At 57.3% G+C, this 16,224-nt stretch carries 13 protein-coding genes, 3 tRNA genes and 3 rRNA genes; 2 read left to right on the top strand and 17 right to left on the bottom strand.

The window, feature by feature from the left end; all coding sequences use genetic code 11:
• Positions 1-7: 7 nt before the first annotated feature.
• The 17 genes from rplB to BIO17B3_RS07620 form a co-directional block, all read right to left on the bottom strand.
• On the bottom strand, positions 8-832 hold the full coding sequence (rplB, locus tag BIO17B3_RS07540; protein ID WP_013107276.1) for a 50S ribosomal protein L2: 825 nt from the start codon (positions 830-832) through the stop codon (positions 8-10).
• Positions 833-1,147 (bottom strand): 50S ribosomal protein L23, encoded by a 315-nt coding sequence (gene rplW, locus BIO17B3_RS07545; RefSeq protein WP_156053638.1) that lies wholly within the window; start codon positions 1,145-1,147, stop codon positions 833-835. It lies immediately after the preceding gene.
• Positions 1,144-1,764 (bottom strand): 50S ribosomal protein L4, encoded by a 621-nt coding sequence (gene rplD / locus BIO17B3_RS07550; RefSeq protein ID WP_156053639.1) that lies wholly within the window; start codon positions 1,762-1,764, stop codon positions 1,144-1,146. The genes rplW and rplD overlap by 4 nt, the downstream gene beginning before the upstream one ends.
• The gene (rplC, locus tag BIO17B3_RS07555) at positions 1,764-2,426 is read right to left on the bottom strand and encodes a 50S ribosomal protein L3 (protein WP_013124322.1); all 663 of its coding nucleotides are present in this window, start codon (positions 2,424-2,426) and stop codon (positions 1,764-1,766) included. Before rplC ends, rplD begins: the two co-directional genes overlap by 1 nt.
• Before the next feature lie 174 nt (positions 2,427-2,600).
• Complete coding sequence (rpsJ, locus tag BIO17B3_RS07560) at positions 2,601-2,912, bottom strand: 30S ribosomal protein S10 (RefSeq protein WP_013107280.1); 312 nt, start codon at positions 2,910-2,912, stop codon at positions 2,601-2,603.
• A gap of 68 nt (positions 2,913-2,980) precedes the next feature.
• The gene (gene tuf, locus BIO17B3_RS07565; protein ID WP_013107281.1) at positions 2,981-4,171 is read right to left on the bottom strand and encodes an elongation factor Tu; all 1,191 of its coding nucleotides are present in this window, start codon (positions 4,169-4,171) and stop codon (positions 2,981-2,983) included.
• A 49-nt stretch (positions 4,172-4,220) separates the two neighbouring features.
• Positions 4,221-4,289 (bottom strand) — tRNA-OTHER (locus BIO17B3_RS07570).
• Between the two features lie 29 nt (positions 4,290-4,318).
• Positions 4,319-6,424, bottom strand: a complete 2,106-nt coding sequence (gene fusA / locus BIO17B3_RS07575; RefSeq protein ID WP_156053640.1) for an elongation factor G — start codon at positions 6,422-6,424, stop codon at positions 4,319-4,321.
• Between the two features lie 20 nt (positions 6,425-6,444).
• Entirely contained in the window at positions 6,445-6,915 is a 471-nt protein-coding gene (gene rpsG, locus BIO17B3_RS07580) for a 30S ribosomal protein S7 (RefSeq protein ID WP_013107283.1), read from the bottom strand.
• A 96-nt stretch (positions 6,916-7,011) separates the two neighbouring features.
• Complete coding sequence (gene rpsL / locus BIO17B3_RS07585; protein ID WP_013107284.1) at positions 7,012-7,386, bottom strand: 30S ribosomal protein S12; 375 nt, start codon at positions 7,384-7,386, stop codon at positions 7,012-7,014.
• A gap of 93 nt (positions 7,387-7,479) precedes the next feature.
• Positions 7,480-7,592: ribosomal RNA gene (gene rrf, locus BIO17B3_RS07590) — 5S ribosomal RNA — on the bottom strand.
• A gap of 68 nt (positions 7,593-7,660) precedes the next feature.
• Positions 7,661-10,534 (bottom strand): 23S ribosomal RNA (locus BIO17B3_RS07595).
• Between the two features lie 151 nt (positions 10,535-10,685).
• Positions 10,686-10,761, bottom strand: a tRNA-Ala gene (locus BIO17B3_RS07600).
• A 17-nt stretch (positions 10,762-10,778) separates the two neighbouring features.
• Positions 10,779-10,855, bottom strand: a tRNA-Ile gene (locus tag BIO17B3_RS07605).
• An 84-nt stretch (positions 10,856-10,939) separates the two neighbouring features.
• Positions 10,940-12,468: ribosomal RNA gene (locus BIO17B3_RS07610) — 16S ribosomal RNA — on the bottom strand.
• Together the 16S, 23S and 5S rRNA genes with 2 tRNA genes alongside form the textbook arrangement of a ribosomal RNA operon.
• Positions 12,469-12,906: 438 nt before the next feature.
• A complete protein-coding gene (locus BIO17B3_RS07615; protein WP_156053641.1) occupies positions 12,907-13,782 on the bottom strand; it encodes a D-amino acid aminotransferase in 876 nt (291 codons plus the stop codon).
• 43 nt (positions 13,783-13,825) lie between these two features.
• A complete protein-coding gene (locus BIO17B3_RS07620; RefSeq protein ID WP_013107287.1) occupies positions 13,826-14,497 on the bottom strand; it encodes a response regulator transcription factor in 672 nt (223 codons plus the stop codon).
• Between the two features lie 122 nt (positions 14,498-14,619).
• Here BIO17B3_RS07620 and BIO17B3_RS07625 point away from each other — a divergent pair, with 122 nt between their 5' ends.
• A complete protein-coding gene (locus BIO17B3_RS07625; RefSeq protein WP_156053642.1) occupies positions 14,620-15,666 on the top strand; it encodes a PhoH family protein in 1,047 nt (348 codons plus the stop codon).
• Positions 15,663-16,190, top strand: a complete 528-nt coding sequence (gene ybeY / locus BIO17B3_RS07630) for an rRNA maturation RNase YbeY (RefSeq protein WP_156053643.1) — start codon at positions 15,663-15,665, stop codon at positions 16,188-16,190. The genes BIO17B3_RS07625 and ybeY overlap by 4 nt, the downstream gene beginning before the upstream one ends.
• The last annotated feature ends 34 nt before the right edge of the window (positions 16,191-16,224 follow it).

Below are 16,224 nucleotides of genomic sequence, written 5' to 3' on the forward strand. Positions count from 1 at the left end.
CTATCCCTTACTTCTTACGACGCGACACGATCATGCTCTGCGTGCGCTTGTTGTTGCGGGTGCGATAACCCTTGGTCGGCGTACCCCACGGGCTGACCGCCACGCGGCCTTCGCCTGTCTTGCCTTCACCGCCGCCATGCGGGTGGTCGACCGGGTTCATGGCCACGCCACGCACCGTCGGGCGAATACCTTGCCAACGCTTGGCACCCGCCTTGCCGTACTGGCGCAGGTTGTGCTCTTCGTTACTCACTTCGCCCAGCGTGGCGCGGCATTCGATGTGGATGCGGCGAACCTCACCAGAGCGCATGCGCACTTGAGCGTGAATGCCTTCGCGCGCCAGCAGCACAGCAGAAGCGCCAGCGGAACGCGCGATCTGGGCACCCTTGCCAGGCTGCATTTCGATGCAATGAATGGTTGAACCCACCGGAATATTGCGAATAGGCAGCGTGTTGCCCGCACGAATCGGCGCCTCGGAGCCGCTCATCAACGTAGCGCCCACTTCGAGATTGCGCGGCGCAATGATGTAGCGGCGCTCACCGTCGGCGTAGCACACCAGCGCGATGTGCGCGGTACGGTTCGGGTCGTATTCGATACGTTCGACCTTGGCCGGAATGCCGTCCTTGTCGCGACGAAAATCGACCACACGGTAATGGTGCTTGTGACCACCGCCGCGATGGCGCGTGGTGATATGACCATTGTTGTTGCGGCCGGCCTTCTGAAACTGGGGCTCGAGCAGCGAACGCTCGGGTTCGCCCTTGTACAGATGCGGGTGCGAGACCTTGACGACGGCGCGGCGGCCAGCCGAGGTCGGTTTGACTTTGACGACGGGCATTTAAATACCCTCCTGCGCGAAATTCAGCTCTTGTCCCGCCTTCAGGCAGACATAGGCCTTCTTGACATGATTGCGACGGCCCGTGCCACGCGCAGTGCGCTTGACCTTGCCCTTGATGTTGGCGACCTGGACCGACTCGACATCGACCTTGAACAGCAGTTCGACGGCAGCCTTGATCTCAGGCTTGGTCGCATCACGCAGGACGCGAAACACGACTTGATTGCGCTTTTCAGCGACCATAGTCGCCTTTTCCGAAATGACCGGCGCGCTGAGCACCTGCATCAGACGCTGCGGATTGAGAACGGCCTGCGTCATGACAGCATCTCCTGAAGTTGGCTGACTGCACCCTTGGTCATCACGACCTTCTTGTAAAACAGAAGGGACAGCGGATCGGCGTAACGCGGCTCGACCACCAGAACATTCGGCAGATTGCGCGCGGCGAGGAACAGATTTTCGTCCGCGCCGTCAGCAATGATCATCACCGACTCGAAGCCCATCGCCTTGCACTTCTCGGCAACCAGCTTGGTCTTCGGCGCCTCCACGGTGAAAGTGTCGACCACCACCAGGCGGCCTTCGCGCGCCAGTTGCGAAAACAGCGAACGCATCCCCGCGCGATAGGCCTTTTTGTTGACCTTGTGCGTGAAGTTCTCGTCCGGCGAATTCGGGAAAATCTTGCCGCCTCCACGCCACAGCGGCGACGACGTCATACCCGCACGAGCGCGGCCAGTACCCTTTTGCTTCCAGGGCTTGCGCGTCGAGTGCTTGACCACCGCACGGTCTTTCTGGGCACGGTTGCCCAGGCGCGCATTGGCCTGATAAGCGATCACGATCTGGTGAACCAGATCTTCGTTGAAGTCACGCCCAAACACCTCGGGGCTGACCTCAAACTTCTCAGCAGGCTGGCCCTGCGCATTGATGAAATCGAGCTGCATCACTGACCTCCTGTCGCAGACTTGACCGCGGGACGCAGAAACACAAAGCCCGAACGCGAGCCCGGCACCGCACCCTTGACGAGGATGAGCTGGCGCGCTTCGTCGATGCGAACCACTTCCAGGTTCTGCACCGTCACGGTTTCATTGCCCATCTGACCCGCCATGCGCTTGCCAGGAAACACACGCCCGGGGTCCTGCGCCATACCGATGGAACCCGGCGCACGCGTGGTGACCGAGTTACCGTGAGAGGCGCGGTTGGACGAAAAATTGTGGCGCTTGATGGAGCCAGCGAAGCCCTTGCCGATCGACACGCCCTGCGCATCGACCATCTGCCCCACCTGAAACAGCGAAGCGGGAACCGTCGCACCCAGCGCGTAATCGGCCGCTTTTTCAGCGGGCAGATCAAACTCCTTGAGGATTTCTGCCGGCTCGACCCCGGCTTTCGCCAAGTGACCCGCCTGGCCCTTGGTGAGGCGTGACGGCTTGCGAGAGCCGTAAGCTACTTGGACGGCGCTATAGCCATCCACATCTTGCGTGCGCACCTGCGACACCCGGTTGCCAGACGCATCCAGCACGGTGACGGCGATGGATGCCCCATCGTCGGTGAACACACGCGTCATTCCGACCTTGCGCGTGACAAGGCCCATTGAATGTGAGCTCATTGTTTTCTCCTACCCGGCTACGATTGGCCAGGCCCGTAAGTTATTCAAACGATTCAAGCTACGCGGCTTGAGTCAATTACTGCCAAACTTTACTGCCAGCTTTCTTTCGGGCCTCGCCAGAAAGAAAGCCTTAAATCATACATCAACCGCCCTGCGATCTGCAAGGCAGTGTGCTCACTGCAGTTTGATTTCCACATCGACGCCCGCAGGCAGGTCGAGCTTCATCAAAGCATCTACCGTCTTGTCCGTCGGATCAACGATGTCCATCAGACGCAAATGGGTGCGGATTTCCAACTGATCGCGTGAAGTTTTGTTGACGTGGGGCGAGCGCAGGATGTCAAACCGCTGCAGGCGGGTCGGCAACGGCACGGGGCCTTTAACAATGGCGCCGGTACGCTTTGCGGTATCGACGATCTCCATCGCGGACTGATCGATCAGCTTGTAATCAAACGCCTTCAGGCGAATACGGATTTTCTGATTTTGCATGATGTTCTCTTCAAAGAGCGAAGGCCGACGCCGAAAGTAAGCGGCGCCGGCCGATTCCGTTGAACGATTTACTCGATGATCTTGGCCACCACCCCGGCGCCGACGGTACGACCGCCTTCCCGGATGGCGAAGCGCAGACCCTCTTCCATCGCGATCGGGGCGATGAGCTTGACGGTGATGCTGACGTTGTCGCCGGGCATGACCATTTCCTTGTCCTTGGGCAGTTCCACCGCACCGGTGACGTCGGTGGTGCGGAAGTAGAACTGGGGACGGTAGTTGTTGAAGAAGGGGGTGTGACGGCCGCCTTCGTCTTTGCTGAGCACGTAGATCTCGGCGGTGAAGTGGGTGTGGGGCTTGACGCTGCCGGGTTTGCACAGCACTTGGCCGCGCTCGACGTCTTCGCGCTTGGTGCCGCGCAGCAGGATGCCGACGTTGTCACCGGCTTGGCCTTGGTCGAGGAGTTTGCGGAACATTTCGACGCCGGTGCAGGTGGTTTTCTGCGTGGCGCGAATGCCGACGATTTCGATTTCTTCACCGACTTTGATGATGCCGCGCTCGATCCGGCCGGTCACGACGGTGCCGCGCCCGGAGATGGAGAACACGTCTTCGACGGGCATGAGGAAGGCACCGTCCACAGCGCGCTCGGGCGTGGGGATGTAGCTGTCGAGGGCGTCGGCGAGGTTGAAGATGGCTTTCTCGCCGAGTTCGCCTTTGTCGCCTTCGAGGGCGAGTTTGGCGGAGCCTTTGATGATGGGGGTGTCGTCGCCGGGGAAGTCGTACTTGGACAACAGTTCGCGCACTTCCATCTCGACGAGTTCGAGCAGCTCGGCGTCGTCGACCATGTCGCATTTGTTGAGGAACACGACGATGTAGGGCACGCCGACCTGGCGGGCGAGCAGGATGTGCTCGCGGGTCTGGGGCATGGGGCCATCAGCGGCGGAGACGACGAGGATGGCGCCGTCCATCTGGGCGGCACCGGTGATCATGTTCTTGACGTAGTCGGCGTGGCCGGGGCAGTCGACGTGGGCGTAGTGGCGGTTGGCCGTCTCGTATTCCACGTGCGCGGTGTTGATGGTGATGCCGCGAGCCTTCTCTTCGGGCGCTGCGTCGATCTGGTCGTAGGCCTTGGCCGATCCGCCAAACTTGGCCGCCAGCACGGTGGTGATGGCCGCCGTCAGCGTGGTCTTGCCGTGGTCCACGTGACCAATCGTGCCCACGTTGACGTGCGGCTTGGTCCGCTCAAACTTTTCCTTCGCCATGATTCAAACTCCTCAAGCCTACAAAGATGGACAAATCGATAAATTCAACTGGTGCCCATGGCGGGAATCGGACCCGCGACCTCTCCCTTACCAAGGGNGTTGTTCCTTATCTGAATACGTTTGAAAGGGGTCGATTATTGGGGTCAATTACTTGCTGGCGCGAGCGCTGACAATGGCATCGGCCACGTTCTTCGGCGCCTCGGAGTAATGCTTGAACTCCATCGTGTAAGTAGCACGACCTTGCGACATGGAACGCAGCGTGGTGGAGTAGCCAAACATCTCCGACAGCGGCACTTCGGCCTTGATCGCCTTGCCGCCGCCGACCATGTCTTCCATGCCCTGCACCATACCGCGGCGTGACGACAGATCGCCCATCACGTTGCCGGCGTAGTCTTCAGGCGTTTCCACCTCAACGGCCATCATCGGCTCGAGGATCACGGGGCTCGCCTTACGGCAGCCTTCCTTGAATCCCATGGAAGCGGCGATCTTGAACGCCTGCTCCGAGGAGTCGACATCGTGGTAAGAACCGAAATGCAGCGTCACCTTGACGTCCACCACGGGATAGCCTGCGAGCACGCCGGAATTCAACGACTCTTCAACACCCTTTTGCACCGCAGGGATGTATTCACGCGGCACCACGCCGCCCTTGATCGCATCGACGAACTCGAAGCCCTTGCCGACTTCGTTGGGCTCTACCTTGAGCACAACGTGGCCGTACTGTCCCTTACCACCGGACTGGCGCACGAACTTGCCTTCGGCATTGTCCACCGTCTTGCGGATGGTTTCGCGGTAGGCCACCTGCGGCTTGCCGACATTGGCCTCGACGCCGAATTCGCGTTTCATGCGATCCACAATGATTTCGAGGTGCAGCTCGCCCATGCCCGAGATGATGGTCTGGCCTGACTCTTCGTCCGTTTTCACGCGGAACGAGGGGTCTTCCTGCGCCAGACGCTGGAGCGCCAGGCCCATCTTTTCCTGGTCGGCTTTGGTCTTGGGCTCGACAGCCTGTGCAATCACCGGCTCGGGGAACACCATCTTTTCCAAGGTGATGATGGCATCAGGACTGCACAGGGTCTCGCCCGTGGTCACTTCCTTCAGGCCCACGGCTGCAGCGATGTCGCCTGCGCGCACTTCTTTGATTTCTTCACGGTTATTGGCATGCATCTGCAACAGGCGGCCGATACGCTCCTTCTTGCCCTTGATCGGGTTGTAGACCGTATCGCCCGACGACAGCACGCCGGAGTACACGCGAATGAAGGTGAGCTGGCCCACATACGGGTCAGTCATCAGCTTGAACGCGAGCGCGGAGAACTTTTCGTCGTCAGCCGCCCGACGAACGGCCTCTTTCTCGTCATCGTCATGTCCGGCCACAGGCGGAATGTCGATCGGGGACGGCATAAAGTCGATCACCGCGTCCAGCATGCGCTGCACGCCCTTGTTCTTGAACGCGGTACCGCAAAGCATCGGCTGGATTTCGCTCGCGATGGTGCGCGCACGCAGACCCTGCTTGATCTCGGCCTCGCTCAACTCGCCGGTTTCGAGGTACTGGTTCATCAGCTCCTCGCTCGACTCAGCGGCAGCCTCAACCATTTTCTCGCGCCATTCCTTGCAGGTCTCCAGCAGCTCCGCAGGAATTTCTTCATAGTTGAACTTCATACCTTGGGATGCTTCATCCCAAATGATGGCCTTCATCTTGAGCAGATCGACGACACCTTTGAAGTTCTCTTCGGCGCCAATGGGCACGACGATAGGTACGGGGTTCGCCTTGAGGCGGGTGCGCATCTGATCGTAGACCTTGAAGAAGTTGGCGCCGGTGCGGTCCATCTTGTTGACAAAGGCCAAGCGCGGCACTTTGTACTTGTTGGCCTGACGCCAGACGGTTTCCGACTGGGGCTGCACGCCGCCCACGGCGCAATACACCATGCACGCGCCGTCCAGCACGCGCATGGAGCGCTCCACCTCAATGGTGAAGTCCACGTGGCCAGGGGTATCGATGATGTTGATGCGGTGGTCAGGCAGGGAACGATCCATCCCCTTCCAGAAGCAGGTCGTCGCAGCCGAGGTGATGGTGATTCCGCGCTCCTGCTCTTGCTCCATCCAGTCCATCGTGGCAGCGCCGTCATGCACCTCGCCAATTTTGTGATTGACGCCGGTGTAGAACAAAATGCGCTCAGTCGTCGTAGTTTTGCCAGCGTCGATGTGCGCAGAGATACCGATATTTCGGTAACGCTCGATCGGGGTAGTTCGTGCCATGATGAAATCCAGATAAATGTTTAGAAGCGGAAATGCGAGAAGGCTTTGTTGGCTTCAGCCATACGGTGCACTTCGTCACGCTTCTTCATTGCAGAGCCGCGACCTTCTGCGGCCTCAAGCAGTTCATTGGCCAAGCGCTGCTGCATCGATTTTTCATTGCGTTTCTTCGCAGCCTCACGAATCCAGCGCATCGCGAGGGCCATACGGCGCGAAGGCCGTACCTCGACAGGAACTTGATAGTTGGCACCGCCAACACGGCGGGACTTGACCTCAACCATGGGGCGGACATTGCCCATGGCAGCCGAAAACACTTCGAGGGGATCTTTGCCAGATTTTTCTTGAATCGTGTCAAAGGCACCATAGACGATGCGCTCTGCAACGGCTTTCTTGCCGGAGAGCATGACAACGTTCATAAATTTGGCAACATCTACGCTACCGAACTTCGGGTCCGGCAGAATTTCTCGCTTCTCTACTTCGCGACGACGAGGCATGATTTCTCCAATTCAGTTGGGCTGAGCCCAAGCCCTATTTGGGCTGCTTACTCCGCAAATGCGGACGGAAATCGATTTGCAATCAAGTAAATCGAGTTATTTCTTCGGGCGTTTGGCGCCATATTTCGAGCGTGACTGCTTACGGTCCTTCACCGCCTGCAGATCCAGGGCCCCGCGCACAATGTGATAACGCACACCAGGCAAGTCCTTGACACGGCCGCCACGCACCAGCACGACCGAGTGCTCTTGCAAGTTGTGCCCCTCACCGCCGATGTAGGAAATCACCTCGAAGCCATTGGTCAAGCGAATCTTCGCGACCTTACGCAGCGCGGAGTTAGGCTTCTTCGGTGTCGTTGTGTAGACACGGGTGCACACACCACGACGCTGCGGGCTGTTCTCCATCGCAGGGCTTTTGGATTTGATACGCTCGCTCACACGAGGAGAGCGAACCAATTGATTGATCGTCGGCATAGATCTTCCTCACTCCTGCTGGAGTACGGTAACTGGAACAAAACAACATGACAAAAGCCCGGCCATCAGGGGATGGCCGGGCTCGTTAGGGTAGCCTGACGATGTCCTACTTTCACACGCGAATGCGCACTATCATCGGCGCTGAACTGTTTCACGGCCCTGTTCGGGATGGGAAGGGGTGGTTCCAGTTCGCCATGGTCATCAGGCATAACTTGTCGACGAAAACTCGTCCAATTCAAAAGCTGATCGATTGCATCTCTATGGTCAAAATTATAGGATCAAGCCGCACGGGCAATTAGTACTGGTTAGCTCAACACATTACTGCGCTTCCACACCCAGCCTATCAACGTTGTCGTCTTCAACGACCCTTTAGGGAGATCAAGTCTCCAGGGAGGCCTTATCTTGAGGCAAGTTTCCCGCTTATATGCTTTCAGCGGTTATCTTTTCCGAACTTAGCTACCCGGCGATGCCACTGGCGTGACAACCGGTACACCAGAGGTTCGTCCACTCCGGTCCTCTCGTACTAGGAGCAGCCCCTCTCAAGCCTCCAACGCCCACGGAAGATAGGGACCAAACTGTCTCACGACGTTTTAAACCCAGCTCACGTACCTCTTTAAATGGCGAACAGCCATACCCTTGGGACCGGCTACAGCCCCAGGATGAGATGAGCCGACATCGAGGTGCCAAACACCGCCGTCGATATGAACTCTTGGGCGGTATCAGCCTGTTATCCCCAGAGTACCTTTTATCCGTTGAGCGATGGCCCTTCCATACAGAACCACCGGATCACTATGTCCTGCTTTCGCATCTGCTCGACTTGTCAGTCTCGCAGTTAAGCACGCTTATGCCATTGCACTATCAGCACGATTTCCGACCGTGCCTAGCGTACCTTCGAACTCCTCCGTTACGCTTTGGGAGGAGACCGCCCCAGTCAAACTGCCCACCATGCACTGTCTCCGAACCGGATTCACGGTCCAGGGTTAGAACCTCAAACACATCAGGGTGGTATTTCAAGGTTGGCTCCACGACACCTAGCGGCACCGCTTCAAAGCCTCCCACCTATCCTACACAGATCTGTTCAAAATCCAATGCAAAGCTACAGTAAAGGTTCATGGGGTCTTTCCGTCTTTCCGCGGGGAGATTGCATCATCACAAACATTTCAACTTCGCTGAGTCTCGGGAGGAGACAGTGTGGCCATCGTTACGCCATTCGTGCAGGTCGGAACTTACCCGACAAGGAATTTCGCTACCTTAGGACCGTTATAGTTACGGCCGCCGTTTACCGGGGCTTCGATCAAGAGCTTGCACCCCATCACTTAACCTTCCGGCACCGGGCAGGCGTCACACCCTATACGTCCACTTTCGTGTTTGCAGAGTGCTGTGTTTTTAATAAACAGTCGCAGCCACCTTTTCACTGCGGCCCCTTTCTGCTCAGCCTGTACGGCATCACATACCGGGGGCGTACCTTATCCCGAAGTTACGGTACAAATTTGCCGAGTTCCTTCTCCCGAGTTCTCTCAAGCGCCTTAGAATACTCATCTCGCGCACCAGTGTCGGTTTGCGGTACGGTCGTGTCTAGCTGAAGCTTAGTGGCTTTTCTTGGAAGCAGGGTATCAATCACTTCAGCAGCAAGCTGCCTCGTTATCATGCCTCAGCTAAGCCCCCCGGATTTGCCTAAGGGGCACGCCTACACACTTGAACCGGGACATCCAACACCCGGCTGATTTAACCTTCTCCGTCCCCACATCGCACTAGACATCGGTACAGGAATATTGACCTGTTTCCCATCGACTACGCATCTCTGCCTCGCCTTAGGGGCCGACTCACCCTACGCCGATGAACGTTGCGTAGGAAACCTTGCGCTTTCGGCGAAGAGGCTTTTCACCTCTTTTAACGCTACTCATGTCAGCATTCGCACTTCTGATACCTCCAGCATGCCTCTCAGCACACCTTCACAGGCTTACAGAACGCTCCTCTACCATGTGCTTACGCACATCCGCAGCTTCGGTATATAGCTTAGCCCCGTTACATCTTCCGCGCAGGACGACTCGATCAGTGAGCTATTACGCTTTCTTTAAAGGGTGGCTGCTTCTAAGCCAACCTCCTGACTGTCAATGCCTTCCCACTTCGTTTCCCACTTAGCTATATTTAGGGACCTTAGCTGGCGGTCTGGGTTGTTTCCCTCTTGTGTCCGGACGTTAGCACCCGGTGCACTGTCTCCCGCGCTGCACTCACCAGTATTCGGAGTTTGCATTGGTTTGGTAAGTCGTCATGACCCCCTAGCCAAAACAGTGCTCTACCCCTGGCGGTGATACGCGAGGCACTACCTAAATAGTTTTCGAGGAGAACCAGCTATTTCCGGATTTGTTTAGCCTTTCACCCCTATCCACAGCTCATCCGCTAGTTTTGCAACACTAGTCGGTTCGGACCTCCAGTACGTGTTACCGCACCTTCATCCTGGCCATGGATAGATCATCCGGTTTCGGGTCTACACCCAGCGACTAGACGCCCTATTCGGACTCGGTTTCCCTGCGCCTTCCCTATTCGGTTAAGCTTGCCACTGAATGTAAGTCGCTGACCCATTATACAAAAGGTACGCCGTCACCCCGTAGGGCTCCGACTTTTTGTATGCATACGGTTTCAGGATCTATTTCACTCCCCTCCCGGGGTTCTTTTCACCTTTCCCTCACGGTACTTGTTCACTATCGGTCGACTACGAGTATTTAGCCTTGGAGGATGGTCCCCCCATGTTCAGACAGGATTACACGTGTCCCGCCCTACTTGTCGCATACTTAGTTCTACATAAGGCATTTTACATACAGGGCTATCACCTTCTATGGCCGACCTTTCCATGTCGTTTTGCTATACCAAATGCTAAATTATGCAGGCTGTTCCGATTTCGCTCGCCACTACTATCGGAATCTCGGTTGATTTCTTTTCCTCGAGTTACTGAGATGTTTCAGTTCGCCCGGTTCGCTTCAATGACCTATGTATTCAGTCAAAGATACCCTTGCGGGTGGGTTTCCCCATTCGGAAATCTGCGGGTCAAAGCTTGTTTGCCAGCTCACCGCAGCTTATCGCAGGCTACAACGTCCTTCATCGCCTGTAGTCGCCAAGGCATCCACCGTATGCACTTAGTCGCTTGATCCTATAATTTTGACCACCGGTCAAATAGGATTGAACTCATATTTGCGATGCAATCGCAATGTATGACTTTTATCATACAAATATCAGCTTTTGAATTGTTAAAGAACACAACGATGGTTTCATCAAAAGAAAATTGATTTTCTTTTGGAGACTGGTGGAGGTGAACGGGATCGAACCGATGACCCCCTGCTTGCAAAGCAGGTGCTCTCCCAGCTGAGCTACACCCCCAGGGTAAACTCCAGTTCTGGTGGGTCTGGTTGGATTCGAACCAACGACCCCCGCCTTATCAAGACGGTGCTCTAACCGACTGAGCTACAGACCCGCTTGGGCCACGAAGTTCGGTATCGCAACCACCATCAACGTTGACAACCGATAAGTGTGAGCGCTCGACTTGATGCGTCTCTAGAAAGGAGGTGATCCAGCCGCACCTTCCGATACGGCTACCTTGTTACGACTTCACCCCAGTCATGAAGCCTACCGTGGTAATCGCCCCCCTTGCGGTTAAGCTAACTACTTCTGGTAAACCCCACTTCCATGGTGTGACGGGCGGTGTGTACAAGACCCGGGAACGTATTCACCGCGGCAAGCTGATCCGCGATTACTAGCGATTCCGACTTCATGCAGTCGAGTTGCAGACTACAATCCGGACTACGAGCGGTTTTAAGGGATTGGCTCCCCCTCGCGGGTTGGCAACCCTCTGTACCGCCCATTGTATGACGTGTGTAGCCCTACCCATAAGGGCCATGAGGACTTGACGTCATCCCCACCTTCCTCCGGTTTGTCACCGGCGGTCTCATTAGAGTGCTCTTGCGTAGCAACTAATGACAAGGGTTGCGCTCGTTGCGGGACTTAACCCAACATCTCACGACACGAGCTGACGACAGCCATGCAGCACCTGTGTCCAGGCTCTCTTTCGAGCACCAAACCATCTCTGGTAAGTTCCTGGCATGTCAAGGGTAGGTAAGGTTTTTCGCGTTGCATCGAATTAAACCACATCATCCACCGCTTGTGCGGGTCCCCGTCAATTCCTTTGAGTTTTAACCTTGCGGCCGTACTCCCCAGGCGGTCGACTTCACGCGTTAGCTTCGTTACTGAACAGTAACCCGTCCAACAACTAGTCGACATCGTTTAGGGCGTGGACTACCAGGGTATCTAATCCTGTTTGCTCCCCACGCTTTCGTGCATGAGCGTCAGTGCAGGCCCAGGGAGTTGCCTTCGCCATCGGTGTTCCTCCGCATATCTACGCATTTCACTGCTACACGCGGAATTCCACTCCCCTCTGCCGCACTCTAGTCAGGCAGTCACAAATGCAGTTCCCAGGTTGAGCCCGGGAATTTCACATCTGTCTTACCTAACCGCCTGCGCACGCTTTACGCCCAGTAATTCCGATTAACGCTTGCACCCTACGTATTACCGCGGCTGCTGGCACGTAGTTAGCCGGTGCTTATTCTGCGGGTACCGTCATCACCGAATGGTATTAGCACTCGATATTTCGCCCCCGCCAAAAGTGGTTTACAACCCGAAGGCCTTCATCCCACACGCGGCATTGCTGGATCAGGGTTGCCCCCATTGTCCAAGATTCCCCACTGCTGCCTCCCGTAGGAGTCTGGGCCGTGTCTCAGTCCCAGTGTGGCTGGTCGTCCTCTCAGACCAGCTACGGATCGTTGCCTTGGTAAGCCTTTACCTCACCAACTAGCTAATCCGCCATCGGCCGCTCCTATGACGTGAGGTCTTGCGATCCCCCACTTTCACCCGTAGGTCGTATGCGGTATTAGCTACGCTTTCGCGTAGTTATCCCCCATCACAGGGCACGTTCCGATGTATTACTCACCCGTTCGCCACTCGCCGCCAGGTTACCCCGCGCTGCCGTTCGACTTGCATGTGTAAAGCATGCCGCTAGCGTTCAATCTGAGCCAGGATCAAACTCTATAGTTCGATCATTTTTGCATTGCGAACAATGCACACTCAAGGAATTACGGAAAATTTCCGTACTTCATATGAGCGTTTGGTATATTTGCATCAAGCCAAACGCCCACGCTTATCGGTTGATTTCTTAATGAGCCCGCCCATTTAGGCGTTTGCTGCGTTTGCAGCGAAGACATCAATTATTGCACTACTTTTAATCCCGAGTCAAGCGAAAGGTTTTATTCTTTTCTTTGCTTCGGTCGCTGCTTTTTTGCAGCGAAGACATCAATTATTGCACTATTTTTAATTCCCGGTCAAGCAGAAGGTTATTCTGTATTCTGCTCGACTGCTTGGCGCGGTTAGCGCCGAGAGATGAGATTGTGCATGGGGCGAAACTGCCTGTCAAGCACTTTCGTGACAGCCCGGTGAAAGTCCCTTATTGCCACGGCGTCTCAACGCTGACTACGGCTAATGAGACTGGCTTTTCTTGGCTTCTTGGTAGGCACTGTAGAGTGCGGTCGCCACTGGCCCGGGCTTGCCTTGGCCCACTGCCTTGCCATCCAGTGTCGCGACGGAGAGCACCTCTTTTGTTGCGGAGGTGAGCAAAATTTCGTCGGCGCAGCGCAGCTCCCACTCGGAGATGGGGCGAAATTCGAGTTTGATGCCAATTTCGCCGCATAGCTCTTGCAGCAACCCGACACGAATGCCTTCCAGCTTGTCGTGATCCCGAAGGGGGGCCGCGAGTCGGCCGTTGCGCACCAACCAAACATTTGAGGCCGAGGCTTCGGTCAACAGGCCGTCTCTGATGAGAACTGTTTCAGTGGCGTTACTCTCTACAGAGAGTTGCCGGGCCAAGACGTTGCCGAGAAGCGAGATCGATTTGATATGCGCGTTTCTCCAGCGTAGATCGGGAGCCGTGATGCAGGCCACACCTTGGGCGCGCTTTTGTTCGGGCACGTGCGGAAACGGAAAGCTCATCATGAACACGGTCGGCTCGACACCTTGGGGAAACGCATGATCGCGCTTGGCCACGCCACGGGTGACTTGTATATATATGCACTGATCGTCAGGGGCGTTGCGCGCGATGAGTTCCCGTACCAGCGCCAGCCAGTCGTTGGCCTGACTGGGATTCTTGATACCCACAGCGTCGAGGCTGCGTGCCAGTCTTGCCAGGTGATCATCGGCGCGGAAAACCCGCCTGCCATAAACGGGAATCACCTCATAGACCCCGTCCCCAAAGATGAAGCCACGATCAAGTACGGATACTTGGCATTGAGCAAGCGGCTGAAAGGCGCCATTCAGATAGCACTCGGACTGATCGGTCGACATCGGGTTGAACGACATAGCGAATTTCCAGGAAAGAGCGAAGAGCCAAAGGGAGCAGGATTCAGCGCACCAAACCGCGCCGCACCGCCTCCAGAGCAGCTTCAGCGCGCGAAGAGATGTTTAGCTTGCGGTAGATCTGTTTGACGTAGTCGGCCACAGTGTGTCGCGACAGGCCGAGCTGAACGGCAATTTCTGGCAGGGTGTAACCCTTGCCCACCAGTTGCAGCACCTCGCTCTCGCGCTCGGTGAGCGCAATGTGTTCTTCTTGTGGCAGATTTGAAGAAGGAGCCGACATCGTGCGATGCAGATGGGTGAAATGCTGCACCATGCGACGGGCAATACTGGGCGATAAGGGTGGCTCGCCATCCTGGATGCGTCGAAGTTGGGCACGCAACTCGATTTTTGGGCGATCTTTGAGCAAATAACCGAAGGCGCCCGCTTGCAGCGCGGGGAAGAGATGGTCGTCGTCGTCGAAGATGGTGACCACGACAGAGCGGGCCTGGGGGCGGGTTTCGGTGAGGGTGCGGATCAATTCCAGGCCGCTGGCATCGGGAAGGCCCAGATCGACCAGCAGCAGATCGACAGGTTCGCGCTGCAGAATCTGCATGGCGTCGGCCATTCGCCCCGCCTCGAAAATGCGCACGCCAGGATAGTTTTCGCGCAGCAATTCAACAAACCCGGCCCGCACAGCGGGAAGGTCATCGACGACCAAAGCGCATTGCATGGTGCTCATCGGCTTCCGTTTCTGATTCTTGCGCCGAGCAGACAATGTCGGCATCAGCCCGATACTATCAACTCACGCCCCTGAATGCGGGGATTTGTGCGGCCATCGGCTGTGCAACCTTATTCGTTCCCATGCCCAACTCGCCCGTGCAACTTCGACACACTTTTTCCCCGCCCGACAATGCCCGCCTTGCCCAGCTCTGCGGCCCGCTGGATGAAAACCTCAGGCAGATCGAGGTCGCGTTCGACGTTCGCCTGTCGCGTCGTGCCGACACCGTGAGCATCGAGGGCGAAAGCGCCTCCGCCCGGCGCGCACTTGATCTGCTGCAAACGCTCTGGGGCCGGGCCGACGCACGCTTCAGTCTGGAAGACATCCAGCTCGAACTGGTGCAAGCCGCACAAGGGCAGCGCCCCAAACTCACCGCGGCCGACGACGAGCCGATGCTCTACACCCGCCGGGAAAGTCTGCACGGCCGCACGCCTAATCAGGTTCAGTACATCCGCAACATTCTTGAGCACGACATCACCTTTGGCATAGGCCCGGCGGGCACGGGCAAAACCTTTCTCGCGGTGGCCTGCGCCGCCGATGCGCTGGAGCGTCACGCCATCACCCGTCTGGTGCTGACGCGCCCCGCGGTCGAAGCCGGGGAGCGGCTCGGCTTCTTGCCCGGCGATCTGACGCAGAAGATCGACCCGTATCTGCGACCTTTGTACGACGCGCTGTACGACCTGCTCGGCATGGAAAAAACGCAAAAATTGTTCGAACGCGGCGCCATCGAGATCGCGCCGCTGGCTTTCATGCGCGGGCGCACCCTCAACCAGTCGTTCATCATTCTGGATGAGGCGCAGAACACCACGCCTGAGCAGATGAAAATGTTCCTCACCCGCATCGGCTTCGGTTCGCGCGCCGTCATCACCGGCGACGTCAGCCAAGTGGACTTGCCGCGCGGAACGCAAAGCGGTCTGGCGCAAGCCCAGAAGGTGCTGGCCGATGTGCGCGGCATCGCCTTCAACTCATTCACCAGCCAGGACGTGGTTCGACACCCCCTAGTGGCGCGGATCGTCGATGCCTATGAGGCGCACGACGTCGCGCTGAAAGGCGAGCCGCCGTCAGGCGCGAGCGCAGGCGATTTGGCCAGTGCCACCTCCTCCCGTCGACGGCCGCAGCGCTCCGTATGACTCGCGCTGCACGCCCCACGAAACCTGCGTTGCGGCTTTCGGTGCAGTTCGCCGATACGACGCACCGCGATCAGTTGCCGCGCGCCCTACTGCTGCGCTGGGTTCGCGCCGCCTTGCGCGTGGGCCTCGAAAGTCTCGATGCTCTACCGCAGGCCGGGGCGTCGCCCGAGGCGCATCAGATCACCCTGCGCTTTGTGGCTGCCGACGAAGGCCGGGCGCTCAACCGGGCCTACCGCGGCAAGGATTACCCCACCAATGTGCTGACCTTCGATTACAGCCACTGGCCGGTTCAGGCCGACATCGTGCTGTGCTGCCCGGTGGTGGCTGGCGAAGCGCTGGCGCAGCACAAGCCGCTCGGGTCTCATTACGCCCATCTGGTCATACACGGTCTGCTACACGCGCAGGGCTGGGATCATCAGACCGAGCTAGAGGCACAAGAGATGGAACGTCACGAGGTGACTGTGTTGCAACGCTTCGGCATTTCCGACCCCTACGCCGACGGCAGCGAAATGCCCGCAGGGTAAAGTGCGGGCGCTGCCCACTCCGCCCTTTCAGGCT

Origin of the sequence: Thiomonas sp. OC7 (genome assembly GCF_900634595.1) — a bacterium.
In the GTDB taxonomy this organism is placed as follows: Bacteria; Pseudomonadota; Gammaproteobacteria; order Burkholderiales; family Burkholderiaceae_C; genus Thiomonas; species Thiomonas arsenitoxydans.

Excerpts from the sequence above, each read along its gene's own strand:
- rplB (WP_013107276.1), bottom strand. The coding sequence starts at position 832 with ATGCCCGTCGTCAAAGTCAAACCGACCTCGGCTGGCCGCCGCGCCGTC.
- rplW (WP_156053638.1), bottom strand. The coding sequence starts at position 1,147 with ATGACGCAGGCCGTTCTCAATCCGCAGCGTCTGATGCAGGTGCTCAGC.
- rplD (WP_156053639.1), bottom strand. The coding sequence starts at position 1,764 with ATGCAGCTCGATTTCATCAATGCGCAGGGCCAGCCTGCTGAGAAGTTT.
- rplC (WP_013124322.1), bottom strand. The coding sequence starts at position 2,426 with ATGAGCTCACATTCAATGGGCCTTGTCACGCGCAAGGTCGGAATGACG.
- rpsJ (WP_013107280.1), bottom strand. The coding sequence starts at position 2,912 with ATGCAAAATCAGAAAATCCGTATTCGCCTGAAGGCGTTTGATTACAAG.
- tuf (WP_013107281.1), bottom strand. The coding sequence starts at position 4,171 with ATGGCGAAGGAAAAGTTTGAGCGGACCAAGCCGCACGTCAACGTGGGC.
- fusA (WP_156053640.1), bottom strand. The coding sequence starts at position 6,424 with ATGGCACGAACTACCCCGATCGAGCGTTACCGAAATATCGGTATCTCT.
- rpsG (WP_013107283.1), bottom strand. The coding sequence starts at position 6,915 with ATGCCTCGTCGTCGCGAAGTAGAGAAGCGAGAAATTCTGCCGGACCCG.
- rpsL (WP_013107284.1), bottom strand. The coding sequence starts at position 7,386 with ATGCCGACGATCAATCAATTGGTTCGCTCTCCTCGTGTGAGCGAGCGT.
- BIO17B3_RS07615 (WP_156053641.1), bottom strand. The coding sequence starts at position 13,782 with ATGTCGTTCAACCCGATGTCGACCGATCAGTCCGAGTGCTATCTGAAT.
- BIO17B3_RS07620 (WP_013107287.1), bottom strand. The coding sequence starts at position 14,497 with ATGAGCACCATGCAATGCGCTTTGGTCGTCGATGACCTTCCCGCTGTG.
- BIO17B3_RS07625 (WP_156053642.1), top strand. The coding sequence starts at position 14,620 with ATGCCCAACTCGCCCGTGCAACTTCGACACACTTTTTCCCCGCCCGAC.
- ybeY (WP_156053643.1), top strand. The coding sequence starts at position 15,663 with ATGACTCGCGCTGCACGCCCCACGAAACCTGCGTTGCGGCTTTCGGTG.